31 protein-coding genes are annotated in these 22601 nt (G+C 70.5%); 18 read left to right on the forward strand and 13 right to left on the reverse strand.

Annotation, left to right across the window (positions count from 1 at the left end; translation table 11 throughout):
* The first annotated feature begins 2 nt into the window (after positions 1-2).
* Positions 3-1034: a hypothetical protein gene (locus AB0B35_RS29125; RefSeq protein ID WP_361051113.1), complete on the forward strand. Its 1032-nt coding sequence runs from the start codon at positions 3-5 to the stop codon at positions 1032-1034.
* A gap of 15 nt (positions 1035-1049) precedes the next feature.
* On the opposite strand, the gene AB0B35_RS29130 is transcribed toward AB0B35_RS29125, so the two are convergent.
* Positions 1050-1751 carry a response regulator transcription factor gene (locus AB0B35_RS29130; protein WP_361051115.1) on the reverse strand — a complete coding sequence of 234 codons (702 nt, stop codon included), beginning with the start codon at positions 1749-1751 and terminating at the stop codon, positions 1050-1052.
* 373 nt (positions 1752-2124) lie between these two features.
* Here AB0B35_RS29130 and AB0B35_RS29135 point away from each other — a divergent pair, with 373 nt between their 5' ends.
* Positions 2125-2607: an NADAR family protein gene (locus AB0B35_RS29135; protein WP_361051118.1), complete on the forward strand. Its 483-nt coding sequence runs from the start codon at positions 2125-2127 to the stop codon at positions 2605-2607.
* 13 nt (positions 2608-2620) lie between these two features.
* On the opposite strand, the gene AB0B35_RS29140 is transcribed toward AB0B35_RS29135, so the two are convergent.
* Positions 2621-3397, reverse strand: a complete 777-nt coding sequence (locus AB0B35_RS29140) for an NYN domain-containing protein (RefSeq protein ID WP_361051121.1) — start codon at positions 3395-3397, stop codon at positions 2621-2623.
* Between the two features lie 131 nt (positions 3398-3528).
* Here AB0B35_RS29140 and AB0B35_RS29145 point away from each other — a divergent pair, with 131 nt between their 5' ends.
* Entirely contained in the window at positions 3529-4068 is a 540-nt protein-coding gene (locus AB0B35_RS29145; protein ID WP_361051124.1) for a HutD family protein, read from the forward strand.
* Positions 4069-4098: 30 nt separating this feature from the next.
* On the opposite strand, the gene AB0B35_RS29150 is transcribed toward AB0B35_RS29145, so the two are convergent.
* Complete coding sequence (locus tag AB0B35_RS29150) at positions 4099-4428, reverse strand: hypothetical protein (RefSeq protein ID WP_361051127.1); 330 nt, start codon at positions 4426-4428, stop codon at positions 4099-4101.
* Positions 4429-4621: 193 nt separating this feature from the next.
* On the opposite strand from AB0B35_RS29150, the gene AB0B35_RS29155 reads away from it, so the two are divergent.
* From AB0B35_RS29155 to AB0B35_RS29185, 7 genes are all read left to right on the forward strand, one after another.
* Positions 4622-5062, forward strand: a complete 441-nt coding sequence (locus AB0B35_RS29155; protein WP_361051130.1) for a hypothetical protein — start codon at positions 4622-4624, stop codon at positions 5060-5062.
* A gap of 96 nt (positions 5063-5158) precedes the next feature.
* Positions 5159-6415, forward strand: coding sequence for an IS630 family transposase (locus AB0B35_RS29160; RefSeq protein ID WP_361051133.1), 1257 nt, complete (start codon positions 5159-5161; stop codon positions 6413-6415).
* Positions 6416-6535: 120 nt separating this feature from the next.
* Positions 6536-7105: a dihydrofolate reductase family protein gene (locus AB0B35_RS29165; protein ID WP_361051136.1), complete on the forward strand. Its 570-nt coding sequence runs from the start codon at positions 6536-6538 to the stop codon at positions 7103-7105.
* Positions 7106-7215: 110 nt separating this feature from the next.
* Positions 7216-7947, forward strand: coding sequence for an NUDIX domain-containing protein (locus AB0B35_RS29170; RefSeq protein WP_361051139.1), 732 nt, complete (start codon positions 7216-7218; stop codon positions 7945-7947).
* Entirely contained in the window at positions 7944-8927 is a 984-nt protein-coding gene (locus tag AB0B35_RS29175; protein ID WP_361051142.1) for a molecular chaperone DnaJ, read from the forward strand. Before AB0B35_RS29170 ends, AB0B35_RS29175 begins: the two co-directional genes overlap by 4 nt.
* 10 nt (positions 8928-8937) lie before the next feature.
* Positions 8938-9903, forward strand: a complete 966-nt coding sequence (locus tag AB0B35_RS29180; protein ID WP_361051144.1) for a hypothetical protein — start codon at positions 8938-8940, stop codon at positions 9901-9903.
* Positions 9900-11126 (forward strand): adenylosuccinate synthetase, encoded by a 1227-nt coding sequence (locus AB0B35_RS29185; protein ID WP_361051147.1) that lies wholly within the window; start codon positions 9900-9902, stop codon positions 11124-11126. Before AB0B35_RS29180 ends, AB0B35_RS29185 begins: the two co-directional genes overlap by 4 nt.
* Here the strand turns inward: AB0B35_RS29185 and AB0B35_RS29190 are convergent.
* On the reverse strand, positions 11113-11604 hold the full coding sequence (locus AB0B35_RS29190) for a GNAT family N-acetyltransferase (protein WP_361051150.1): 492 nt from the start codon (positions 11602-11604) through the stop codon (positions 11113-11115). The two genes, AB0B35_RS29185 and AB0B35_RS29190, sit on opposite strands and share 14 nt — an antisense overlap.
* A 114-nt stretch (positions 11605-11718) precedes the next feature.
* Between AB0B35_RS29190 and AB0B35_RS29195 the strand changes: the two genes are divergently transcribed.
* The 6 genes from AB0B35_RS29195 (at position 11719) to AB0B35_RS29220 (ending at position 15145) form a co-directional block, all read left to right on the forward strand.
* Positions 11719-12120 carry a VOC family protein gene (locus AB0B35_RS29195; protein ID WP_361051153.1) on the forward strand — a complete coding sequence of 134 codons (402 nt, stop codon included), beginning with the start codon at positions 11719-11721 and terminating at the stop codon, positions 12118-12120.
* Positions 12121-12263: 143 nt separating this feature from the next.
* Entirely contained in the window at positions 12264-12914 is a 651-nt protein-coding gene (locus AB0B35_RS29200) for a tetratricopeptide repeat protein (RefSeq protein ID WP_361051156.1), read from the forward strand.
* 71 nt (positions 12915-12985) lie between these two features.
* On the forward strand, positions 12986-13501 hold the full coding sequence (locus AB0B35_RS29205; protein WP_361051159.1) for a GNAT family N-acetyltransferase: 516 nt from the start codon (positions 12986-12988) through the stop codon (positions 13499-13501).
* Between the two features lie 313 nt (positions 13502-13814).
* Positions 13815-14315, forward strand: coding sequence for an HSP20 family small heat-shock protein (locus AB0B35_RS29210; RefSeq protein WP_361051162.1), 501 nt, complete (start codon positions 13815-13817; stop codon positions 14313-14315).
* Positions 14316-14391: 76 nt separating this feature from the next.
* The gene (locus AB0B35_RS29215; protein ID WP_361051165.1) at positions 14392-14733 is read left to right on the forward strand and encodes a MerR family transcriptional regulator; all 342 of its coding nucleotides are present in this window, start codon (positions 14392-14394) and stop codon (positions 14731-14733) included.
* 52 nt (positions 14734-14785) lie between these two features.
* The gene (locus AB0B35_RS29220; RefSeq protein ID WP_361051168.1) at positions 14786-15145 is read left to right on the forward strand and encodes an STAS domain-containing protein; all 360 of its coding nucleotides are present in this window, start codon (positions 14786-14788) and stop codon (positions 15143-15145) included.
* Positions 15146-15152: 7 nt separating this feature from the next.
* Here AB0B35_RS29220 and AB0B35_RS29225 read toward each other — a convergent pair whose 3' ends face one another.
* From AB0B35_RS29225 to AB0B35_RS29235, 3 genes are all read right to left on the reverse strand, one after another.
* On the reverse strand, positions 15153-15485 hold the full coding sequence (locus AB0B35_RS29225; protein ID WP_360535757.1) for a hypothetical protein: 333 nt from the start codon (positions 15483-15485) through the stop codon (positions 15153-15155).
* 170 nt (positions 15486-15655) lie between these two features.
* A complete protein-coding gene (locus AB0B35_RS29230; protein ID WP_361051171.1) occupies positions 15656-16015 on the reverse strand; it encodes a gamma-glutamylcyclotransferase family protein in 360 nt (119 codons plus the stop codon).
* Positions 16016-16024: 9 nt separating this feature from the next.
* Positions 16025-16348, reverse strand: a complete 324-nt coding sequence (locus tag AB0B35_RS29235) for a hypothetical protein (protein WP_361051174.1) — start codon at positions 16346-16348, stop codon at positions 16025-16027.
* 236 nt (positions 16349-16584) lie between these two features.
* On the opposite strand from AB0B35_RS29235, the gene AB0B35_RS29240 reads away from it, so the two are divergent.
* Entirely contained in the window at positions 16585-16719 is a 135-nt protein-coding gene (locus tag AB0B35_RS29240) for a hypothetical protein (protein ID WP_275412025.1), read from the forward strand.
* A gap of 17 nt (positions 16720-16736) precedes the next feature.
* Here AB0B35_RS29240 and dhaK read toward each other — a convergent pair whose 3' ends face one another.
* The 5 genes from dhaK to AB0B35_RS29265 all read right to left on the reverse strand — a co-directional run bounded on the left by dhaK (position 16737) and on the right by AB0B35_RS29265 (position 20388).
* Positions 16737-17732: a dihydroxyacetone kinase subunit DhaK gene (gene dhaK / locus AB0B35_RS29245; RefSeq protein ID WP_361051177.1), complete on the reverse strand. Its 996-nt coding sequence runs from the start codon at positions 17730-17732 to the stop codon at positions 16737-16739.
* 17 nt (positions 17733-17749) lie between these two features.
* Positions 17750-18391 (reverse strand): dihydroxyacetone kinase subunit DhaL, encoded by a 642-nt coding sequence (dhaL, locus tag AB0B35_RS29250; protein ID WP_361051180.1) that lies wholly within the window; start codon positions 18389-18391, stop codon positions 17750-17752.
* A complete protein-coding gene (locus AB0B35_RS29255) occupies positions 18388-19170 on the reverse strand; it encodes an HAD-IA family hydrolase (protein WP_361051183.1) in 783 nt (260 codons plus the stop codon). The genes dhaL and AB0B35_RS29255 overlap by 4 nt, the downstream gene beginning before the upstream one ends.
* Positions 19167-20027 (reverse strand): class II fructose-bisphosphate aldolase, encoded by an 861-nt coding sequence (locus AB0B35_RS29260; protein WP_361051186.1) that lies wholly within the window; start codon positions 20025-20027, stop codon positions 19167-19169. The genes AB0B35_RS29255 and AB0B35_RS29260 overlap by 4 nt, the downstream gene beginning before the upstream one ends.
* 130 nt (positions 20028-20157) lie before the next feature.
* Positions 20158-20388, reverse strand: coding sequence for a hypothetical protein (locus tag AB0B35_RS29265; protein WP_361051189.1), 231 nt, complete (start codon positions 20386-20388; stop codon positions 20158-20160).
* A gap of 142 nt (positions 20389-20530) precedes the next feature.
* On the opposite strand from AB0B35_RS29265, the gene AB0B35_RS29270 reads away from it, so the two are divergent.
* Entirely contained in the window at positions 20531-20974 is a 444-nt protein-coding gene (locus tag AB0B35_RS29270) for a hypothetical protein (RefSeq protein ID WP_361051192.1), read from the forward strand.
* A 44-nt stretch (positions 20975-21018) separates the two neighbouring features.
* Here AB0B35_RS29270 and AB0B35_RS29275 read toward each other — a convergent pair whose 3' ends face one another.
* Positions 21019-22530, reverse strand: a complete 1512-nt coding sequence (locus AB0B35_RS29275; protein ID WP_361051195.1) for a metallophosphoesterase — start codon at positions 22528-22530, stop codon at positions 21019-21021.
* Positions 22531-22601 lie beyond the last annotated feature (71 nt).

Raw genomic sequence — 22601 nt, forward strand, 5'->3', positions numbered from 1 at the left:
CCTTGACCACCCCAGCCGACCCGGCGTCCTGGCACCGCCTACTGCTGCTGCTGTCCGGCCACATCCCCGACGGGCTCCTGGTCCAGGCCCGCGAACTGCTCGCCCACGAACGGCACGACGAACTCGCCCAGCAGGTCGGCACCTGGGTCTCGGCAATGGAACCGGCGTTGCCCGCCGACGCCGCCGCGCTGCTCGGGACCACTGCGGCCGACCCCGTGCACGACGACGTGCCACCGCCGTACGGGCTCGCCCCGGTCAGCCCGAAGCTGCTCACCGCACACGGCGACCAGGTGCCGCAGACATTGGACCTCACCGTCCCCGGCGACCCGCACGACGAGATCCGCGAACTCGACACCCTGGACCTCACCGCGTCGGCCACAGCCGCGTCACTGCCCCGGACCGCCGGGCTGTGGCGGGTGTGGCGCTACCCCACGGCAGCCACACCGTGGGCCGGGCCCAAACGGATGTACGTCGTCGAGGTGAGCGCCGGGCCGCCGACGGCGCTGCCCCAGGTCACCCTGGCCATGCAGCAGGCACTCGCGGCCGCCGGGGAGCCCGATCCGCTGGTGGAGTCCTATACCGACGGCATGTCCCTGCCCCCGTTCCAGCGCCACGCCAGGGCCTACGGCGCACTGCTCTGGGCGGCGAGCCCGGCCGAACCGATCACCCTCGCCCGCGTATACGACGGCACCGGCCCGGCCACCGGGCCCTACTTCGACCCGGCACATCCCCTCGTGCCCGACGACGCCGAACGCGCCAGGCTGCTCGCCTACCTGACCGGCGGCGTCCCCCTGCTGGCAACCGGAGCGCTGATGGCCGACGCCTTCGACCCCCGGCAAGGCGACGTGGTCCCGATGACGTTCCGCACCGACGGCCGCTGGATCTGGACCGAAGCGACCGCGTACTACCTGGACCGGCACCGGCTCGCACCCGACCCCGAGCTCACGGCCTGGATCCGCGCGAACCGCTTCCGGCACCCCCACGTCGACGGGGCCGCCTTGCACCGGGCGACCGCGGCACTGCTCTCATCGTGAGCCCCGGCGTACGGGTCAGCGCGGCGCGGCCGTCCGGTCGGCCAGACCGAGCCAGATGGCGATCACCTCGGCGCGGCTACGGGCCCCGAGCTTCGTGTAGATGTGGTTGATGTGGTTCTTGACCGTCTTCTCGGTGACGTAGAGCCGGGCCGCGATCTCCCGGTTGGTGCGACCGCAGACGATGTGCTCCATCAGCTCCGCCTCGCGCCGCGACACCCGGGCCCGGGGACTCGGCTCCGGTTCGGGCTCCGGCGTCGGCTCCGGCTCCGGAACGGACTGGGTGCGGAACGACTCGACCATCGCCGCGACCGCGCCGGGCGACAGGTACGGCCGCCGGTCCGCCGTGGCGACCACCGCGGCCACCAGGTCGGCCGCGGCGAACTGCCCGTGGATCAGGTAGCTGGTCGCGCCGTTGCGGAACGCGTGCTCGACCAGGTGCCGCTCCTCGCTGTGCGACACGACCAGCACCAGAGCCTGGTCCGGCAGCGGGGGCGCGGAATCGTCGGCGGCCAGCGCGCCGTGGCCCGCCACGATGACATCCGGCGACAGGCTCCTGGCCCGGCTGACCGTCTCGGTCCGGTCGCCCGCCTCCCCGATCACCGAGATCATGTCGCTGCCCTCCAGCACCGCACGTATGCCCAGCCTGACCAGCAGATTGTCGTCGCTGATCAGGGCGCGCACGCGAGTCGCCGGACTGCTGGGGGCATGCGTGATCATGTGGCTCTCCTAGGTCGGTGGCCGGTGGAGCGGGGGTTGCCCGTAGCTCTTCCCACCAGCAACGTAGGCGGGCCTACGGAAGCGCGGGTGGCGCGCCGGTGAACGGTTGCCCCGCTGCACATAGCCATCCATCTCGTATGGCCGCCCGACCGGGCCTTACGGGCACGGTGACCCGGGCCGACATCGTCCCCGTTCCGGTAGGCCCCGACCCAAGACGGGCCAGAGGCCGACCGACGGCTCGCCCGCCCGACCTCGCATACCAGCGCCCGCCAGCGCGAAAGTGCGCCGAAGACGCCGACCCGGCAAAGAAACTGGTTGCGGAGGCTGGGCATGCCTGACACGGTGCGAGTTCCGTAACACCCGTGAGGTTCCGATGACGATCTACTTCTATGGCGCTGGTGAAGCGCCCTATGGATGCTTCTCGAACTTCTCCGATCACGGCTTCCACCTCGACGGGGTCTGGTGGCCGACCTCGGAGCACTACTTCCAGGCACAGAAATTCCCTGGCACCCGCCATGCGGATCTCATCCGGCGTGCGCGTACGCCACTGCGGGCAGCGGAGCTGGGCCGCAACTCGTCCGAACCGCTGCGCAGGGACTGGGAGCGGGTCAAAGACGACGTGATGCGCCGCGCGGTGGCAGCCAAGTTCCACGCCCATGCCGATATCCGGGACATTCTGTTGTCCACCGGTGACGAAGAGATCGTCGAAGACACCACGACCGATCACTACTGGGGTCGGGGCAGGACCGGGAAGGGCAAGAACATGCTCGGGCGGATTCTGGTGCGTAGCCGTAACCAGTTGCGCGCCGAGCTCGCCGAAGCGCTTGCCGGCGACGGCCGCCGCCCGAGGCGGTGATCCGGTCAGAGCGCTAGACGGCAGGTCTGCGCTGCTTGTCCCGAGCGTAGACAACCGCAGGCTTCCCTTCGCCCGGATGGCGGCGATCCAGTTCGAACAGGTCCGTGGCAGCCATCAGAGCACTGAGTTTGGCGTAGCCGTAGTTACGTGAGTCGAAGTCCGGGCGTTGCTTGGTGATGATGTGGCCGACGTTGGCGAGGTCAGCCCAGCCGTCGTCGTCGGAGGCTGCTTCGATCGCGTTGCGCAGTTGGTCCGTCAGCACCGTGTCGTCCGTGAGCAGCATCGTCGGAGCCACCGGACGGGATTTCAGCAACACCTCGGCTCGGACGGCCGGAATCCGCGGGTAGGTGAGATTCTCGGTGTAAATGAACTTGTCGCAGGCCGCCACGAACGGCTTCGGCGTCTTGCGCTCGCCGAAGCCGTACACGGTCAGGCCGGATTCGCGGATACGCGCGGCCAGGCGAGTGAAGTCGCTGTCGCTGGAAATGATGCAGAATCCGTCCAGTCGACCCGTGTACAGCAGATCCATCGCGTCGATGATCATCGCGGCGTCGGTGGCGTTCTTGCCGTTGGTATAGGCGAACTGCTGGATCGGCTGGATCGACTGAGCGAGCAGTTGATCCTTCCAGCCCTTCAGGCTCGTGCCGGTCCAATCCCCATAAGCACGCTTGACGTGCGCGGTGCCGTATTTGGCAACCTCGGCCAGCAACGCCTCGACGATCGCCGCTTGGGCGTTGTCGGCGTCGATGAGCACCGCGAGCTTGGCGGCGTTGTCGCTGGCGATGACCATGCTGCTCCGTCGATGGTGAAGAATGTCGCCCGGAGCGCCCGGAAAGCGTCTGCTGCAACACGAGCATATCCGCGGCTGAACACCGATGCGATTCGCCGCATTCGCGCGCCAAAGGGCATAGGCTGCGCGTCATGGGCGTGACGCTGCTGCCGGCCGTCGACCGTATCGCCGTCGCGTGGCGCAACGGCGGCGGAATCACTCGGGAGATCTTCGTCCAACCCGCTGGCGCCGAAGAGTTCCGGTGGCGGCTGAGCATCGCCGACGTCGTCGTGGACGGACCGTTCTCGGCCTTCCCGGGCTACCGGCGCGTGATCACGGTCCTCACCGGCGCGGGCATGCGCTTGACCGTTGACGGCGCCGGGCACGACGTCGGACCGCTGGAGCCGTTCGAGTTCGACGGCGGCGCCCAGACCAGCTGCTCGCTGCCGGGTGGGCCGATCACCGACCTCAACCTCATCGTGCGGGCAGGCGATCGGGGATCGGTCCGCGTCATCGACGTCACCGAACCGCTGACCGTCACCGGCCCGGCCGCGATCGTCGTGGTACGCGGATCCGCGACCGTGCACGGGCACCCTATGCACACACCGGACTCCGCGCTCGTGGACCGCGCGACGGACACGGTGCTGCAGCCGCAGGGCGCGACGACCGTGGCCCTGATCGACCTGCCTTAGTGCTGCTCGGCGTTAATTCGTCGGGGGTCGTTAGGTGACCGAGTTGTCGAGGTAGAGACCGCAGGCGCAGTCGAGTGCTTCTTCGGCCGTGCCGGCGGTGTGGCCGCTGGGCAGGTACGAGTCTTCGTAGCCGTCCTTGCCGGCGAGGTAGATCGCGAAGCCCCACATGTTGGCGTAGCCGCCGTAACGCAGCCTGACCAGCGGCGGGGTGGTGCCGTCACCGAGACGGCCGCCGACGTAGGCGAACACGCCGTGGTAGCGCACGTCGACGGTGGTCAGGGCTGGCCAGTGGGTGCGGGCGTGTTCGGCCAACCGGTTGTGCAGTGAGATCTTGGTCGACTCGGGCGGGGTTTTGGCCACGGCTGCCATAGTGCCGCACCCGGTGCGGCGTGTCGGTGAGGCGCGGCGGTGTGCGGGGTGGCAGAACATGTCGATGCCCCCGACGGGCCCGTACCCGATCGTCCTGGATCAGCTCATAGTATGAAGGCTGTATGGCCCTCGAAGCCCGCTTTCCAGGCTCCGATCCGCCGCCTCTGATCGCTACGGTGTGCAGATGCGCCCCCACGCACCGAAGATCATCGCGATAGATCATGACGACTACCACGCCGAGCACGTCGGTAGGACCTCGGACGGTCGGCAGTTTCTGCTCACGACGCCCTTCGTGCCAGGGCCTGAGGGCAATGAGTTCGTTGCGCTGTATCTCTTCGACACGGCCGGTGGCCTGCTTGAAGCGCAGGTCGACGAGTTCGGCAGTCGGGACACCATGGACGAGACCGCCCGGCGCAGGGTTTACGATGCGCGGCTGGCTGGCCTGGGCGAAGTCAGCTTCGAGCGGATCGAGGTGGCACCGTTCTGTGTCGAGCGTTTCGGGGTGGAGTTCGGCCTCATCCCTCAGGAGCCCGAAGACGAGGATGACACCTGGCAAGTAACTATGGAGCCGGGCGACTACATGGCCTTTTCCGAGCCGTGGGACAGCGGCGAATACGACACCTGATGGCGGCGGTGTTTTGGCCACGGCTGTCATAGTGCCGCTCCTGGTGCGGCGTGTCGGTGGGGCGCGGCGGTGTGCGCGCAGTGGCAGAACATGTCGATGCCCCCGACGAGCCCGTACCCGATCGTCCTGGATTCTGAGGAACATGCCGCCCTGGTGGCGTTGGCTCGAAGGCCCACCAGCGCGCATCGGCTGGTGGTGCGGGCGCGGATCGTGCTGGCCGCCGCGGGCGGCGCGACGAACACGGCGATCGCCGCGCGTCAGGCGGTGCACGTGGGCACGGTGCGCAAGTGGCGGCGACGGTTCTGGGCGCTGCGGTTGCGGGGACTGGCCGACGCAGACCGGCCCGGCCGACCGTCCAAGTTCACCCCGGTGCAGCAGGCGCAGGTCAAAGCGCTAGCGTGTGAGCTTCCGGCCGATCACGGGGTGCCGCTGTCACGCTGGAGCGCCGACGAGTTGGCCGATGAGGCGGTCACTGCCGGGATCGTCGCCGACATCTCCGCTTCGACGTTCGCCCGTTGGCTGGCCGCGGATGCGATCAAGCCCTGGCGGTACCGGTCCTGGATCTTCCCGCGCGATCCGGACTTCGCCGCCAAGGCCGGGGCCGTGCTCGACCTGTATGCCCGGACATGGCAGAACAGGCAGTTGAGCGACGACGAGTTCGTGATCAGCGCAGATGAAAAGACGTCGATCCAGGCCCGTTGCCGTTGTCATCCGACCCTGCCACCGGGCTGGTCTCGGCTGATGCGCGTCGAGCACGAGTACGACCGCGGCGAAGCGCTGGCCTACCTGGCCGCGTTGGACGTGCACCGCAGGAAGGTCTACGGCCGCTGCGAGCCCACAACCGGCCTGGCCCCGTTCGCGCGGCTGGTCGAGCAGGTCATGACCCGCGAACCCTACGCCTCGGCACGCAGGGTGTTCTGGATCGTCGACAACGGCTCCTCCCACCGCGGGCAGGCGTCCGCCGACCGCATGGCCGCCGCGTGGCCCACTGCCGCGATCGTGCATACCCCGCTGCACGCCAGCTGGCTGAACCAGGTGGAGATCTACTTCTCCGTCGTACAGCGCAAGGTCGTCACCCCGAACGACACGGTCACGCCACCGCCCGAAACGCCTGATTTCCTCAGGCAAACGCAGGTAATCAGTGACGCTATCCATCAGCGCGGCCCGCGGGGCGGCGGCGTCGCCGCGTACGGCGACATGGCCAACGTGCTGGCCCACCACGGCTCAGCGGCCACCGCGCTCGGCGTCCACGGCCTGACCGCGACGCTCATGGCGGTCAACGGCCTGCTGATGATGCACGAGACTCGCGCGGCCGGTGCCGTCGCGGCAGCGCCCACCCCACAGCCCGTCTAGGCGTCCAGCCGAACGAGGCGCGGCCGGGCGGGCCGCGCGTCGACGATCAGAGCCGGTGCCGACAGTAGCCTGAGGACGGTCCGGCGAAACGCGCTGCGCGCATCGAGGGAGAGCCACGAGATGAGAACGCTTCGATACTCGATCAACGTCACGCTCGACGGCTGCTGCCATCACGAGGCAGGGCTCGCCCCCGACGAGGAGTCGATGCGCTTCTGGACCGCGGAGATGGCACGAGCCGATGCCCTGCTGTTCGGCCGGGTGACCTACGAGATGATGGAATCGGCGTGGCGGCGGCCGGCCACGGGCACCTGGCCCGACTGGATGGGTGCGTGGCAGGTCCCGTTCGCCGAGGCCATCGACCAGGCGAAGAAGTACGTCGTGTCGAGCAAGGCGAGCGGGGTCGATTGGAATGCCGAGCTGCTGCGAGGCGACTTGGGGCAGGCGGTTCAGCGACTCAAGCAGGAGCCGGGCGAAGGCCTGTTCGTCGGTGGCGTGACGCTTCCCCTGGCGTTGGCGGATCTGGGACTGATCGACGAGTACGTGTTCGTGGTGCAGCCGGTCCTTGCTGGACACGGGCCGACGCTGCTCGCCGGTCTGCGCGAGCGCATCCAGCTCGAACTCGTGGATCGCCACGAGTTCCGGTCTGGGGCGGCCGCTCTGCGATACCGACCCGCGCGGGCAACGGCTTGATGTGCACGTCGGCCGCTGCCGATAGCTGACGTCCTGGCGTTGACAGTGGACGGACCCGGCTCTACAGTTCTTCTCAGTTAGAGTTAATCTCGATTCGAGAAGGACATGCGATGGTCTCCGAGCGCGAATTCCTCGACGGCTACGACCCGCGGGCCTACCCGGCGGTCGCGGTCACCGTCGACGTCGTCACGCTGACCATCCGCGACGGCGTGCTGCACGTGCTGCTGGTCGAGCGCGGCGAGCAGCCCTACACTGGCCGCCTCGCCCTGCCGGGAGGCTTCGTCCGCGAGGAGACCCTCGACGAGGCGGCACTGCGCGAACTCGCCGAGGAGACCGGCATCCTCCCCCGCGTACACCTGGAACAGCTCGCCACGTTCGGCGACCCGGGCCGCGACCCGCGCATGCGGGTGATGTCGGTCGCCTATCTGGCCTTCGCGCCGCGCCTGCCCGAACCGACCGTCGGCGGTGACGCCGCCGCCGCCCGCTGGGTCCCGGTCGCCGCCGCGACCGGCCTCGCGTTCGACCACGACACGATCCTGGCCGCCGGACTCGAACGCGCCCGCGCCAAAATCGAGTACACGCCGCTGGCGACCGCGTTCGTCGGCGACGAGTTCACGATCGCGCAGCTGCGCGGCGTCTACACGGCGGTCTGGGGCGAGGAGCCGCACGCCGGCAACTTCCACCGCAAGGTGCTGTCCGTGCCGGGCTTCGTCGAGGACACCGGCGCGACGACCCAGCGCGGCGGCGAGCGCGGCGGCCCCCGGGCAAAGCTCTTCCGGGCGGGCGACGCCCGCATCCTGCACCCGGCGCTGCTGCGACCGTCGGCAGAGGAACGGCGATGAGCGGCTTCGACGACGCGGTCACCCGCGTGCTGGCGGCTCGCTCCCCCGCCGACCTGTTCACCGGCGGCGACGGCGGGCACGCGTACCGGACGCTCGCCAAGATCCTGCACCCGGACGCCGCGCCGGCCGGCTCGACCGCGACCGCGACGCACGCGTTCGCCCGCCTGGCGGGCCTGTGGGCCGCGCACCGCGACGGCACGACCATGGCCACCCGCCGCGGCTCCTACCGCGTCGGGCCACTGGCGTACGCGGGCGACATCGCCGACCTGTACACCGTCGACGGCGGCACGGCACTGCTGAAGCTGCCCCGGCACCCGGCCGACAGCGACCTGATGGGCCGGGAGGCACGCGCCCTGACCCGGCTGCGCAGTCACGGCGAGGCACGCCACCGCGGGTACGCCCCGGAGCTGATCGAATCGTTCACCCACCGCGACCCCGACGGCGGCACGCAGCGCGCCGCCTCGATCCTCGCCCACCAGGACGGCTTCGTGAACCTCGCCCGGGTGAAGCAGTCCTACCCCGACGGCGTCGACCCGCGCGACGCGGCCTGGATGTGGCGGCGGCTGCTCGTCGCCGTCGGCTACGCCCACCGCGCCGGTGTCGTCCACGGCGCGGTCGTCCCCGACCACGTGCTGATCCACCCGGACGAGCACGGCCTCGTGCTGGTCGACTGGTGCTACAGCGTCACCGAACCCGGCCAGACGGTGCCCGCGCTGGCCGCCGAGTACCTCGACCTCTACCCGCCGGAGGTGGTCGGCAAGCGCCCCGCGAGCGAGGCGACCGACATCCACCTCGCCACCCGGTGCATGACCTGGCTCATGGGCGAGCGGACACCTCCGGCCCTGGCCCGGTTCGCCCGCGGCTGCACCCTGCCCGACCCGAAAGCGCGCCCGCACGACGCGTGGCGGCTGCTCGCCGAACTCGACGAGCTGCTCGCGGCGCTCTACGGGCCCCGCACCTTCCGGCCCTTCACCCTCTAAGGAGCAGCTCATGGGAAGCGGACGATGGTCCACCGACGTCTACGCCGCCGCCGCCGGCTACCGCGCGGCGACCGGCACGAGCGCCTTCGCCTACAGCGACTCCGGCGCGCGCACCGTGCACGACGCCCTCGACCCGCACGGCGTCAGGGTCCGCGAAAGCCGCGACAGCGACCAGCACCCGCGGTCGACGCCGATCGCGATCCTGTTCGACGTCACCGGGTCGATGGGCTCCGTGCCGCGCGTGCTGCAGACGAAACTGCCGGAACTGTTCGGTCTGCTGATCCGCAAGGGCTACTGCACCGACCCGCAGATCCTGTTCGGCGCGATCGGTGACGCCACCTGCGACCGGGCGCCGCTGCAGATCGGGCAGTTCGAGTCCGACAACCGCACCGACGACGACCTCGGCCGGATCCTGCTCGAAGGCGGCGGAGGCGGCCAGCGCAGGGAGTCCTACGAGCTGGCCATGTACTTCATGGCCCGGCACACCGACCTCGACGCCGTCGCCCGCGGCCGCCGCGGATACCTGTTCATCATCGGCGACGAGATGGCGTACCAGAAGGTCAAGCCCGACGAGGTGCGCCGCGTCATCGGCGACCCGATCGCCGAACCGATCAGCACCGAGGCGATCGTCGCCGAACTGCGCCGCAGCTACGACGTGTACTTCATCATGCCCGCGCAGGCCAGCTACACCGGCGACGCCGAGATCCTCGGCTTCTGGCGCAAACTGCTCGGCCAGAACGTCATCGAACTCGACGACCTCGACGCCGTCTGCGAGACCATCGCCCTCACCGTCGGACTCGGCGAGGACACCACCGACCTGGACTCCGGACTGACCGACCTCGCCGATGCCGGGTCGGCGGCCGGCCCGAGCGTCGGCAAGGCGCTCGCCCCGCTCGGCAGCACCCGCGGCGCACTGGTGCGCTCGGCGCTGCCCGCCGGTTTCGGCGGCCGGACCGCGCCGGTGACCCGGCTGTGAACACGCCCCGCCACGTCATCGTCGTCGACCTCGGCTACGGCGACGCCGGCAAGGGCACCATCGTGGACTGGCTCTGCGCGACCCGGCCGGTGAGCACCGTGATCCGGTTCAACGGGGGCGCGCAGGCCGCCCACAACGTGGTGACGCCCGACGGGCGTCACCACACCTTCGCCCAGTTCGGGTCCGGCACCCTGCACGGGGTCCGGACCCACCTGTCCCGGTTCATGATGGTCGACCCCCTCGCCCTGGCCGCCGAAGCCGCACACCTGGCCGAGCTGGGCGTGGCGGCACCGTTCGAGCTGCTCACCGTCGACCGCGAGGCACTGCTGACGACACCGTGGCACCGGGCCGCCAACCGGGCCAGGGAGGCCGCACGCGGCGACGACCGGCACGGGTCCTGCGGCATGGGCGTCGGCGAGACCGCCGCGTTCGCGCTGGCCCACCCCGACCTGGCCGTCCGCGCCGGCGACACCGGATCCCCGGCCGCGCTGGTGCGCAAGCTCGGCGCGGTCCGGGACGCGTTGACCGCCGAACTCGGCCCCCTCGACGCGCCGCCGGTCGCCGCCGTCGCCGAGGCGTTCCGGTGGTTCGGGGCCGCGGTCCGGCTGGTGCCGTCGTCGCGGCAGGCGCTGTCCGGCCCGTGCGTCTTCGAAGGAGGCCAGGGTGTACTGCTGGACGAGTGGCGCGGCTGGCACCCGTACACCACCTGGTCCACGACCACCTTCGACAACGCCGAGACGCTGCTGGCCGAAAACGGCGACGACGACGCGACGCGCCTCGGGGTCGTGCGCACCTACACGACCCGCCACGGCGCCGGGCCTCTGGTCACCGAGGACGCGCGGCTCACGGCGGCGCTGCCGGAACGGCACAACGGCCACGGGCCGTGGCAGGGCGCGTGGCGGGCGGGCCACTTCGACGCCGTCGCCCACCGCTACGCCGTCGAGGTCTGCGGTGGCGTCGACGCCCTCGCCGTCACCCACCAGGACGCGGCCGAACGCCACGAACTGAAGGTGTGCCTGTCGTACGGGCAACTGGACCGGATCGTGCCCGGCGAGCGCGGCGACCTCGCGTACCAGGAGAAGCTCACCCAGATGCTGAACACCGCCACGCCGGTCTACACCCGACTCGGCGACGTCGGCGAGGTGCTAGACGCGCCGATCGCGGTCACCTCACATGGCCCGACCTGGTCGGACAAGAGGCAGCGGTGGACTACAGCGGCTTGACCAGCCACACGCAGGGATCGGCCTGGTCGTGGCGGACGCCGGCGTCGTCCAGGTAGTGCCAGCGATCCACATAGCGGCAGTCGGTGACCGCGTAGCCCAGCCGAAGGTAGAGGGCTGCGGCCCGCGGGTTGTCATCGGCGACGCCGAGACCGATCAGCACGACGCCGCGGCGGCGGGCCCGGTCCTCCGCCTCGGCGACCAGCGCCGTGCCGATGCCGCGGCCCTGGCGGCTCGGCGGCCATACCTGCAGACCGTTGATCTCAGGGCAGTCGAACGCGGCCTGTACGGCGGGTTCCTTGGGGCCGTTCCACAACACCTCGCAGGAGCCGAGTGGGCTGTCGGCCGACCAGGCCACCAGGAACGAGCTGGTCCCGGCGGCATGCCGGGCGAAGCGGGTGCCGTGCGCGCGGTCGCGCCCCGTGGGCTGCCACTCCTCCAGACGGTCGATGTCCTCGGCGGTGCAGTCGCGGATCTCCATGGCGGCACGGTAAACGCCGCGACGCCGTCCGGCGAGCAGATTCGACGCCGGTCGCGGCATAAGCTCACCGCTTGCCGGGTTGCCATGGACAGTCACGAACAAGGGAGGTCACCTGTGGTCCGCGAGTTGCGACTGGTCGTCACGGCACCCGACTACGACGAGGCGCTGCGGTTCTACCGCGACGTGCTCGGCATGGGCGAGTTGGGCGCGTTCTCGTCTCCGGGTGGGCGGGTCACCATCCTGGACGCGGGGCGTGCGACTCTGGAGCTGGCCGACCCGCCGCATGCCGCGTACGTCGACGAGGTCGAGGTGGGCCGCCGGGTGGCCGGGCACATCCGGGTCGCGTTGCAGGTCGACGACGCCACCGCCGTAACCGCCGTGCTGGCCGGGAACGGGGCGCAGGTGATCGCGGAGCCGGTGCGCACACCGTGGGATTCGCTCAACGCCCGCCTGGAGGGCCCGGCCGGACTGCAGTTGACGATCTTCGAGGAGTTGGACCGGCTCGGCCAGGGCTGACCGAGCCGGCAGGAGCGAATGCCTGCAAGATGCCGGCAGACCGGAAGAGGCGGCTGCTGTCGCGACTGATACAGACGACGACACACTGTCCCGATTAGACTGCCGGATTCCACAGGTAGTGGGGAATCGAAGCGGGGGCGGGAATGAGCATCGACGATCGGATCGAACGGGCCAGAGAGGTCTATGCGCGGGCGGTGTTCGGAGGCGATACCGGCGCGCTGGGCGAGGCCGAACGGGGCCTGGACGCGGTCGAGGCCGATACCGCGTTGGCGCGTGGGCTGATCCTGCATGCGCGGTTCCAGAGCGCGGCCGTCGACGCCGCCGAGGATCCGGCGGAACTGCCGTTGTTCGAGCGCGCGTTCGAGCTGTACCGGGCACTGGGCGACCTGCGGGGCGAGGCCGAGGCGTTGTTCTGGATCGGTTGCGTCCACCAGTTCATCCGGCGTGACGACGAGACCGCGGTGCCGTACCTCGAGCGGGCCGGCCGGCTGGCGGCGCAGACCGGCGACACGCCGACCCGGGCGGAGGCGCTGCGGCACCTGGGCATCGCGGCGCACGCGGCCGGCCGGCTGGACGAGGCGCGCGAGCGGCTGGAGGAGTCGTCCCGGCTGCGGCGCGAGGTGGGGGCGCTGCCGGGCGTGGCTTCCAACATGATCGGGCTGGCCTACATCGCCGCCGCGCAGGACCGCCGCACGGACGCGCTGGCGATTCTCGACGAGGCGGACGCCATCGCCGGCGCGCACGGTGCTCACGCGATCGTGCACCACATCGAGCAGGCCAGGATCCGGATTTAGACAGTCCCGCGGCCTTGCGGTCGCCGCGAATCCGGTTCGACGGCCATCCGGGCGCGGCCTACGATGCGGCGATGGGTTCCCCACCGACTGTCCGGCCGGCCCAGGTCGAGGACGTCGCCCAGATGGCGCGCGTGCATGTGCGGTGCTGGCAGGAGACGTATCGGGGACTCATGTCGGATGCGGTCCTTGATGATCCGGGTTTCCCGACTCTTCGGGAGCGGTTTTGGACTGCCGCGTTGACCGATGAGCGGTACCGCGGGAACCGGTCGGCTGTGGCCGAGCGGGACGGCGGGTTGATCGGGATCGCGATGTCAGGCCCGCCGCTGGACGTTGCGGCAGGGTGGCAGAGGCAGCTGTATGTGCTTTACGTGTACGCAGCCGACCACGGCACGGGTGTCGGGCCGGCACTGTTGCGGGCGGTGATCGACCCGGCAGAGTCGGCGGCGCTGTGGGTCGCCGATCCGAATCCTCGCGCGCAGGCGTTCTACCGCAGGCACGGCTTCGTCGCCGACGGGACGGCCCTGGTCGAAGACGGGGTGCGGGAGATCCGCATGGTCCGCGCCGCGCGGGAGCCGTCGCCGGTGTGAGCGCGAGCGGTGCCGCTGGCACGATACGCGGCTGTGCGGGGCGAGAAGATTCCTGCCGTACGGAGCGCCTGACCTGAGCCTGACCTTCCCGGATGGACAGGTGCGCACCAGGCCTGCGAGCGGCACGCCGTATGGGGTCGGCAGTTGCTCCGGGGGCACTGGCATGCCGGTCGCCGAGCCGGTTGGTGGAGCTTGACCGAGCCGGGAAGTCTTTATTGGTTGAGGCTTGAAATCTAACGTGGCAGGTATAGAATTTCTGCTGAGCGCGCAAGAGACAACTTGCGGCCGATATCCTTACGGAGGTGTGTTGATCATGATCATGCGGTTCGATCCGTTCCGCGACCTCGACCGGCTCGCCGGTGAGGTGTTCGGCGCGGCCCGCACGCCCGCGCTGATGCCGATGGACTGCCTGCGCACCGGCGACACGTTCGTCGTACGGTTCGACATGCCCGGCATCGACGTCGACAGCCTCGACGTGTCCGCGGAGAACAACACTCTGACCGTGCGCGGTGAGCGCCGCCGCCGCGACCCCGAGGACGCCGCCTACCTCGTTTCGGAGCTGCCCTCCGGCAGCTACAGCCGCCAGCTCGTGCTGGGCGACGGCCTCGACGTCGAGGCGATCAGCGCCGAATACCGCGACGGGGTGCTTACCCTGACGATCCCCGTGGCCGAGCGCGCCAAGCCGCGCCGCATCGAGGTCTCCCACGGGGACCAGAAGACCCTCGGCACCACCGCCGGCCAGCGGATGATCACCGTCGAGGGTGGCGACAGCCGTACCGAACGCCGCCAGGTGAGCGCGGGCGCGCACACCTGATCAACCCGGTCCGCGAGCCCGGGCGGCGCCGACCTGGCGCGCCGACCCGGGCACCGGACCCACCATGGAGGCGACTGTGGCCGAGCAGACACCGAAGCGGCTCGCGGCGGCACTGGGTGACGCCGACTTCCCCGCCTACGCGATGGGCACGGCGGCGGAGGCGATCGGCGTGACTCCCGCGTTCCTGCGCGCCGTGGAGACCGCAGGCCTGTTCGCCTCCCACCGCTCCGGTGGCGGTCACCGCCGCTACAGCCGCGACGACCTCGAACGCGCCGATCGCGCGCGGGTCCTGGCCGACGAAGGCCTGCGACTCGACGCCGTCGTGCGCATCGTCGACCTGGAGTATCGGCTGGCCGCCGCCAACGCCATGATCGCGATCCTGCAGAGCCGGCTGGCAGCCCCGCCGCAGCAGCCCTGAAGCGGGACCCATCCGCCTTCCCGGGGGTCGACGGTTCGCCGGGAGGGGAGCCGTGTACATCGATGCCGAACACGAGCGCCGGTCGACACCGCCGGCCGCGCCGCTGGAAGTCACCGTCACGACAGGGACCGTACGCGTGCGCGGCGAGGCGGATCTGTCCAACGAGCACCTGGTGGTCGCGGCACTCGCCGACGCCATCACCGCCGGGACCCGTGACGTGCACCTGGATCTGACCGGGCTCGACTTCATCAGCTGCCGTGCCTGGCGGCTGCTTCTCCAGGCCAGCGAGCCGATGCGGCGAGCCGACGGACGGCTTCACGTCCACCTGAGGCCGGACGGCGTGGTCCGGCAGGTCGTGGACGTGCTCGCGCCCTGGGCGACGCCGGGTGTCGTGATCACCACCAGTCGTTAGCGGCGGCCTACGCCGACTCGTCCAACGGCCACACCTCGACGACTCCGTGCGCGATCGCGCACGGAGTCGCGGACACGGCTTCGATCGCCTCCTCGATCGAGGCAGCCTCGATGAGGGCGAACCCGGCCACCGGAAGCGAGGCCGACATGAACGGGCCCTTCTCGACCACCACCCCGGCGGCGTCATGATTTCTCACCTGCACAGGCGAGCCGGCGATCCCCGACTCGGCACCGGCGTCCCGCAGCCGGGCATCGTGGGCATGCGCCCGAGCGCGCAGCTCCGCAGCGGTACGGTCGTATCCGGCCTCGTCGCCGTATCCGATGGTCAAAAACTTCGCCATGACAGGGTCCTTCCGTGGCAGAGGTCACCGAACCGGACCGGCCGGTGACACCTACCAACTCACCGATCAGGCGGGCGAGCAAACCTACGAACCATGTCCGCGATCTCCGCCGGCCCGCTGAGCCACGGGCGTCCTGCGCGGCGGCAGCCGCGCCCCTTCGCGGCCGGATCTCACGTCCCGGCTGGTGAGGCCTTCACCACGTAGATGCACGCGTCGACCGGTCCGCCCGGCGTGTGCACTGGGGCGACGACTCGCTCGTACTGCGGACCTTCGAATTCGTCCAGCCTCGTCCAATGAGCGGGCAGGTCGCGGGACTCGAACACATGGACACCGACGCGCCCGCCGTCGGGGTCGACGGCAAGCCCGGGGAACCCGAGGGCGCTGCCCCATCCGGCGTCCACGAGCCGGCCGTGCACGTGACCCGGGAACCAGCGGCCGTCAAGGCCGTGCAGGTGATGATGGTTCGGCTGGCCCGGCGCGAGGCTTCCGTAGGTCGCCAGGCGGTGAGTCGGCCCTAGATCATCACTCACCGGACCAGACTATCCCCTGCCTTCACCGCCGGCCGGCGAAGCCGCGAGCGCCTGGCGTCCGCGCCCCGCCGCCAGGTGCGCCCCGGCCCTGGGAAAGTCGTAGAGCTGCTGCTCGTACACGTCGAGCACGAGGTCCACGGTCGATGCCGGGACGCCGCGGGTGGCCAGCACGACGCGCAGCCAGTCCAGGAACGTCGTGAACAGCTCGGGGTCGTCGACGAACAGCCCCGCGCACAGGAACTCGACGATCTGGCCGAGGTCGAATTCGGTCGCCTCGCGCTGGAGCGGGGTGTAGCCGCGCAGTGCCGGGAAGCGTTGCGACAGGTCGTCCATCCCACCCTGCCATGGCCGCCGCGGCACGACGCGGGGCCGCGGAGTCTTCCGGCCCATACCCGATCCCCGACCTCGCAATCGTGACGCCGGTCACTTCCCAGGAGTGTCGGTCGGCGGCCGTACACTGCCCGCCGTCGAGCGGCATGGGCTTTTACCACCGCGCCGTCGACCGGCCGGCGATGACTGAAAATCGCAGGTCAGGGGTACGTCTGCGTTGCCCGAGCGAGGAGGCCGCGATGAGCCAGACCCCAGAAGAGCCGGAGATCGTCCGCGAGGACGACGAAGCCGAGATTCGCGAGCAGCGCGGACGCACCCCGCACCCGATCGAACCGGCGGAAGGGCCAGACGATCCGGAGTACACCGGCGGCTGAACGACGCCCCGCGCCGGTCAGAAGGTCCGGATGGCGACCTCGGCGGGAGCGGTCAGCCCGCGCACGATCTCGTCGTCGAGCTTGACAAGGGTGAGCGAGGCACCGGCCATGTCCAGGGACGTGCAGTACTCACCGACATAGTTGCGCCGGACGTTGATGCCGCGCGCCTGGAGCTGTTCGTGGGCGCGGCCGTAGAGCAGGTACAGCTCCCCGATCGGCGTACCGCCCAGGCCGTTGATCATGAGGGCGACGTCGTCGCCGCGCTCGTAGGGCAGGTCGGACACGACGGCGTCGAGCAGCTCGTCGATGATCGTGTCGGCGTTGGCCAGCTTCTCGCGGCGGCGGCCAGGTTCGCCGTGGATGCCGACGCCGATCTCCATCTCGTCGGCGCCGAGTTCGAACAGCGGTGAGCCCTTCGCCGGGGGTGTGCAGGACGTCAGCGCCATGCCCATGGTCCGGGTGACAGAGTTGACCTTGTTGCCGAGGCGCACCAGCTCGTCGATGTCGGCCCCGGCCTCGGCTGCTGCGCCGACGACCTTGATGACGAAGAAGTTGCCGGCCACGCCACGCCGGCCGATCGTGAACGTCGAGTCGGACACCGCGACGTCGTCGTCGACCATCAGGGTCTGGATCTGGATGCCTTCGGCTTCGGCCATCTCCTTGCCCATGTCGAAGGCCAGCCGGTCGCCGGTGTAGTTGTTCACGATGTGCAGCACGCCCTTGGGCGAGGCGAGCAGCTTGCTGGTCTCCAGGACGTAGTCCATGGGCGGGGCGGCGAAGACGTCGCCGGGGCAGGCGGCGTCGAGCATGCCCTTCCCGACGATCATGACGTGGGCCGGTTCGTGGCCCGAGCCCGAGCCCTGCAGCACCGAGACCTTGTCGGCGCGCGGGGCGTCGGCCCGCATGATGAGGTTGTACTCCGGCACGTAGCGCAGCGTGTCCGGGTTGGCCAGGGCGACGCCTTTGAGCATCTCGGGGACGAACTGGCGGGGGTCGTTGACGAACTTCTTCATGGTGGACTCCCCTGCTCTCAGAATCTGTCGTGCCAGGTGTCGGCGAGTGCTTCGAAGATGACGGCGACGGCGGTGGCTCCCGGGTCGACGCTGCCGATGCTGCGCTCGCCGGTGTAGCTGGCCCGGCCGCGGCGGGCCTGGAGTCCGGCGGTCTGGTCGGCGGCGGTGCGGGCCACGGTCGCCGCGGCCCGCAGGGCGGCATGCGGGTCGCTGCCCTGGCCGAACTGGCGGGCGAGCTCATCGGTGGCGGGCACGAGGGCGTCGAGCAGGGTCTTGTCGCCCAGGCCGGCGCCGCCGCGGGCCTGGATGCCCTCCGCCGCGGCGCGCAGCATCGCGACGACGTCGTCGCCGCCGAGCCGGGTCTTGCCGGTGACGGCGGCGGCCGCGCGCAGGAACGCGGTGCCCCACAGCGGTCCGGAGGTGCCGCCGATGCGGCTGGTGATGACGACGGCGACCTTGCGCAGGAAGGTGGCGGTGTCGGCGCGGTCGAAGGTGTCCCAGTCGGCGATGACCGCTTCGAAGCCGCGGGCCAGCGAGTAGCCGAAGTCGCCGTCGCCGACGACCGCGTCGAGGTCGCCGAAGTACTTCTCGTTGGCGACGGCGGTCTGCGCGATGGTGCGTACCGTGAACTCGACCGCCGGCAGCGGGTTGTCGGTCATGCCGGATCCCTTTCCCCCAGGACTGCGGCGAGATCGGCCAGCGTCACGTAGGGCCCGGGTGTGGCCGGACTGTGGTTGGCCAGGACCGTGACGGGGTCGGCGCCGGGATCACCGAGGGAGTCCACGACGAACGCCGCGCCGGTGAAGTCCTCGCCGGCGGTGTAGCCGTTGACCGTGACGACGCAGGCGATCCCGGCCGCTACCGCCGCGGCCAGGCCGTTGTGGGAGTCCTCGATGACGATGGCCTGGTGCGGGGCCAGCCCGAGCCGGTCGAGTGCCAGCAGGTAGATGTCGGGGGCCGGTTTCTTGCGCGGCACGATGTCTCCGGCCAGGACGGTGAAGTCACCGGCCCGCTCGGGGCCGACGGCGTGTTCCAGCACGGCCCGCACGGACGCCTCGGCCGACGTCGACGCCACGGCCAGCGGCCAGCTGGCGGCGTGCGCCTGCTCGACGATCCGGGCGATGCCGGGCCGGGCGGGCAGGTCACCGGCGGCGACCATGGCGGTGTAGATCGCGGTCTTGCGCCGGTGCCAGGCGGCGACGGCCTCGGCCTGCCCGGCCGGGTCCTCGGGCAGGCCGGCCGCGGCGACGAACTCGGGCGTCAGCAGGCTGCTCATGCGTTCCTTGCCGCCGCCGATGGCGAGTCTGCGGCCGTACTCCTGCTCGTCCCAGCGCACCGGCAGGCCGAACTCGGCGAACGTCTGGTTGAACGCGGGCAGGTGGCCGTGGCGTTCGGTGTCGGCCAGCACACCGTCGCAGTCGAAGATCAGCGCTGTCACCACGCGCGCCCCGCGCTGCCGAAGCGGTCGATGTAGCCGGCCGCCATGGCGGTGACGTCCGACGCGACGTGTTTGAACAGCGACGGCGGGTCCCACTTGTTCTTTTCCTCGGCCTGGCGCAGGAAGGCCAGGTTCGAGGTCATGTAGGTGACCTTGAGGGCGGTGGAGACGTTCACCTTCGCGCAGCCGCGCGAGATCAGGTCGGTGAACTGCTCGTCGGTAAGCCCGGTGCCGCCGTGCAGCGCGATCGGCACCCCGGTCGCGGCGACGATGTCGCTGACCCGCTGACCGTCGAGGTGCGGGGCGGCCGAGTACACGCCGTGCGCGTTGCCGATCGACGGGGCGAAGACGTCGACGCCGGAGGTCTCGATGAACCGGACCGAGGTCTCCAGCGACTGCCGCCGGGAGTCCTCGTCGGAGCCGACGTCGTCCTCGACGCCCTTGATCGCTTCGATCTCCCCTTCGACGTGGGCGCCGCGCGCGCGGGCCTCGGCGACCACCTCGATGGTCTGGCGCAGGTTCTCCTCGACCGGCAGGAGCGAAGCGTCGAACAGCACCGAGTTCCAGCCCTTGGCGAGGCACTCGGTGATCACCGCCCGGTCCGGGCAGTGGTCGAGATGCAGGCTGACCGGGACCTCGATGCCGGCCGTCATCGCCTTCCACATGGCGATCAGCACGTCGGACCGGATGGAGCGCACCGTCTTCACCGAGGTCTGCACGATGACGGGCGAGCGCCGCTCGACCGCGGCGGCCAGCACGCTCTCCAGCGTCAGGTCGTTGACGATGTTGATCGCGGCGACGCCGTATCGCTCGCTCATCGCCCGGTCGACGATCTCCTTGAGCGGCACCACACCCATGTCAGGAACGTTACTGACGTCGCAGCCCGCCCGCTGGCGCTGCCGAGAATCCGCACCTGCGTCAGGAAGGGGGCGCCGTCGAGGCGGGCCCGGTTGGCGACGTAGTCGGTCGGGGCGGGCTGGGCGGGAGTCACTCGGCGAGAAGGGCCGTCAGCCGCCCGGCGAACAGCTGCGCCTCGATGTCGCTCACCTCGATGCCCAGCTCGTGGACCAGTGTCCGCTGGGTGCACACCACCCTGTCCTGTTCCCTGACCTCGGCCTCGGGAATCACCACGAGCTCGTCGTCCACCACGGCCAGGACGGGATCGGTGTCCCGGGACCGCGCCAGCACCCGCACATCGTTCGCCGTCACCGTCGTCATGTGCTCACGGTACCGACGGCAGGTCTCCGACCAGGGCGGAATGGCCGCGATCCGGCGCTGCCGACCGGTCCGCACGCCACCATCGGAAAGCTGACGCACCCGGGCTCTGGCCCGGCCGGCCGGTGGCCGCCACAGTGTATGGATGTTCCGGTTGCTTCGCCGCATCGGCCAGTACGCGTTCTGCCTGATGTTCGTCGGCATCGGGCTCGTCGCGTTCGCCGTATTCGATCGCGACGACGAGCGCTGGTGGGTGGGTCCCGCGTTCGTGGGCGTGGGCGTGGTCCTGATGGCGGTGTTCTTCCTGTTCAACCGCTGGAGCGACCGGCGCGACGCCATCCTCCGGCACGGAGTGGACGGCCGCGGCCTGGTGACCGAGGTGAAGCCCACTGCGCAGTGGGACAGCAACGACGTGCGCTACTTCCGGATGACCATGACCGTCGAACTGCCGGGCCGCGCGCCGTACCCGGCGACTCCCGCCAGCCGTACCACCGCACGCGCTGGGACCGTATCCGACCGGGCATCGTGGTGCCCGTGCGGGTCCATCTCCGCGATCCCCGCCGCGTCATGGTGGCGACCGACATGCTGAACAACCCGAGCCTGCGGCCCGGACCGGGCTGAAGCGCCACGCCGTCACAGGCAGTTGGGGAACCTGGCGCCGACGAGGTTGCAGTTCGTGCCCGGCACCCGGGTGCCGAACTGGTTGAAGAACCGCAGGTTCCACGTCGCGCCGGTGTCGCGCAGCACGCCGTAGCCGAACCGGTCCACCGTGATCAGCTCACCGATGGCGACACCGTCGAGGAGCCTGCCGATCAGGGCGCTGTCCTGCCACGTCTTCGGGTCCAGCTCGGTGCCCGACGCGCCGACCGTCACCACCGGCGGGCGGTGGAACTGCGCGCTCGTCTCGAAGGTGAGCATCTGGTACAGGTGGATGTGGCCGGCCAGGACCAGGTCGATCCGCCGGTCGAGGATGCCGAGGCTGGTCGCCGCGACGGCGTCGGACAGGATCTCGTCGATCCATACCGGGTTGCCGGCCGCGGTCTGCCCGCGCACCGCCCAGATGGGCGTATGGCTGAGCAGGAAGTTGTCGCCGTCCCGCACGAGGCTGTTGTTCACCTCGTTGAACTGCGCGGTGTACCGGGCGGCCCGCTGGGCCAGGGCGCAGGACGGCGGGTTCGCCTCGTCGGAGGCGCAGGAGGTGTCCATGAGCAGCAGGCCAAGGGTGCCCGCGTCGATGCGTACCGGGCGGCTGAAGTCCTCCGGGTTCGGCGCGCCGCACGCCGTCAGGCTCGGCGTGGGGGCCAGGTAGCGGAACCAGATCTCGCCCGAGCGGCCGCAGGTCTCGTGATTGCCGCGCACGAACACGAATGGCGCCTGCGCCAGCAGCCGTGCCGCCGGCTGGAAGAAGTCGGCGACGAGGCAGCCCCAGGTGTGCATGCTCGGGCTGGTGCCCGGTCCGCCGCAGAACGGCGACGGCGTCGGTCCGGGGCGGGACCGGTAGATGTAGTCGCCCAGGTGCACGACGAGGTTCGGCGGTGCCGGCTCGTCCGCGGCGTTGGTCGCCACGCGCTGGAACGGCCAGCCCTGCGGCGTGCAGGCCTGTGGCGTGCCGGCAGCGGGGATGCGGCATCCGGTGTCGCCGATCAGGGCGACGTTCGCCGGCCGGCTGGTCGGCGAGCCGGGCTGGGTCCAGTTCGGCAGCGGTACGGCGCCGTTCGTGTTCGGCCGTAACGGGACGGGGCTGGTCGCCGTGTCGATGCGGGCGGCGGTGGCGGTGGCGGCGACCCGCCGGGTGCAGACGGTGGCGGTGGTCGGGTAGAGGGCGACGGTGCTTTCGAGGACCATCTGGTGCCGTACCGCCTGGGCGCCGGTGGTGACGACCAGGATCGGGCAGGTGGTCGCGGGGGTGGCGACCCGGACCTGGGCGCCGCCCGGGATCAGCTGGGTCCACGCCCAGGCCTCCTGCGTCGGCGTCCCCGGTGGTGGCGGTGTCGGGGGTGGCGTGGGCCCGTATCCGCCCCCGTCGCCGCGGTCACCGGCACGGCTCCCGCCCGGCTCGGCCGCCGGGGCCATCGCCGACCCGAGGACCACTACGGCCAGTAGTCCTGCCACCAGCGCCAGCCGCGCGACACACCGACGTTTCATGCAGTTCCTCCCGTAATCGACCGTAACTACCTGATCAGTCAATTTCGACATTAGCGACATGATTGGTAGTT

Origin of the sequence: Catellatospora sp. NPDC049133 (assembly GCF_040648455.1) — a bacterium.
Classification (GTDB): domain Bacteria; phylum Actinomycetota; class Actinomycetes; order Mycobacteriales; family Micromonosporaceae; genus Catellatospora; species Catellatospora aurea.

Coding starts and splice junctions, on each gene's coding strand:
- AB0B35_RS29160 (WP_361051133.1), top strand. CDS start 5,159: ATGCCCCCGACGAGCCCGTACCCGATCGTCCTGGATTCTGAGGAACAT.
- AB0B35_RS29135 (WP_361051118.1), top strand. CDS start 2,125: ATGACGATCTACTTCTATGGCGCTGGTGAAGCGCCCTATGGATGCTTC.
- AB0B35_RS29240 (WP_275412025.1), top strand. CDS start 16,585: ATGAGCCAGACCCCAGAAGAGCCGGAGATCGTCCGCGAGGACGACGAA.
- AB0B35_RS29155 (WP_361051130.1), top strand. CDS start 4,622: ATGCGCCCCCACGCACCGAAGATCATCGCGATAGATCATGACGACTAC.
- AB0B35_RS29170 (WP_361051139.1), top strand. CDS start 7,216: ATGGTCTCCGAGCGCGAATTCCTCGACGGCTACGACCCGCGGGCCTAC.
- AB0B35_RS29130 (WP_361051115.1), bottom strand. CDS start 1,751: ATGATCACGCATGCCCCCAGCAGTCCGGCGACTCGCGTGCGCGCCCTG.
- AB0B35_RS29210 (WP_361051162.1), top strand. CDS start 13,815: ATGATCATGCGGTTCGATCCGTTCCGCGACCTCGACCGGCTCGCCGGT.
- AB0B35_RS29200 (WP_361051156.1), top strand. CDS start 12,264: ATGAGCATCGACGATCGGATCGAACGGGCCAGAGAGGTCTATGCGCGG.
- AB0B35_RS29225 (WP_360535757.1), bottom strand. CDS start 15,485: ATGGCGAAGTTTTTGACCATCGGATACGGCGACGAGGCCGGATACGAC.
- AB0B35_RS29175 (WP_361051142.1), top strand. CDS start 7,944: ATGAGCGGCTTCGACGACGCGGTCACCCGCGTGCTGGCGGCTCGCTCC.
- AB0B35_RS29205 (WP_361051159.1), top strand. CDS start 12,986: ATGGGTTCCCCACCGACTGTCCGGCCGGCCCAGGTCGAGGACGTCGCC.
- dhaL (WP_361051180.1), bottom strand. CDS start 18,391: ATGACCGACAACCCGCTGCCGGCGGTCGAGTTCACGGTACGCACCATC.
- AB0B35_RS29275 (WP_361051195.1), bottom strand. CDS start 22,530: ATGAAACGTCGGTGTGTCGCGCGGCTGGCGCTGGTGGCAGGACTACTG.
- AB0B35_RS29235 (WP_361051174.1), bottom strand. CDS start 16,348: ATGGACGACCTGTCGCAACGCTTCCCGGCACTGCGCGGCTACACCCCG.
- AB0B35_RS29265 (WP_361051189.1), bottom strand. CDS start 20,388: ATGACGACGGTGACGGCGAACGATGTGCGGGTGCTGGCGCGGTCCCGG.
- AB0B35_RS29145 (WP_361051124.1), top strand. CDS start 3,529: ATGGGCGTGACGCTGCTGCCGGCCGTCGACCGTATCGCCGTCGCGTGG.
- AB0B35_RS29165 (WP_361051136.1), top strand. CDS start 6,536: ATGAGAACGCTTCGATACTCGATCAACGTCACGCTCGACGGCTGCTGC.
- AB0B35_RS29140 (WP_361051121.1), bottom strand. CDS start 3,397: ATGGTCATCGCCAGCGACAACGCCGCCAAGCTCGCGGTGCTCATCGAC.
- dhaK (WP_361051177.1), bottom strand. CDS start 17,732: ATGAAGAAGTTCGTCAACGACCCCCGCCAGTTCGTCCCCGAGATGCTC.
- AB0B35_RS29270 (WP_361051192.1), top strand. CDS start 20,531: ATGTTCCGGTTGCTTCGCCGCATCGGCCAGTACGCGTTCTGCCTGATG.
- AB0B35_RS29260 (WP_361051186.1), bottom strand. CDS start 20,027: ATGGGTGTGGTGCCGCTCAAGGAGATCGTCGACCGGGCGATGAGCGAG.
- AB0B35_RS29190 (WP_361051150.1), bottom strand. CDS start 11,604: ATGGAGATCCGCGACTGCACCGCCGAGGACATCGACCGTCTGGAGGAG.
- AB0B35_RS29180 (WP_361051144.1), top strand. CDS start 8,938: ATGGGAAGCGGACGATGGTCCACCGACGTCTACGCCGCCGCCGCCGGC.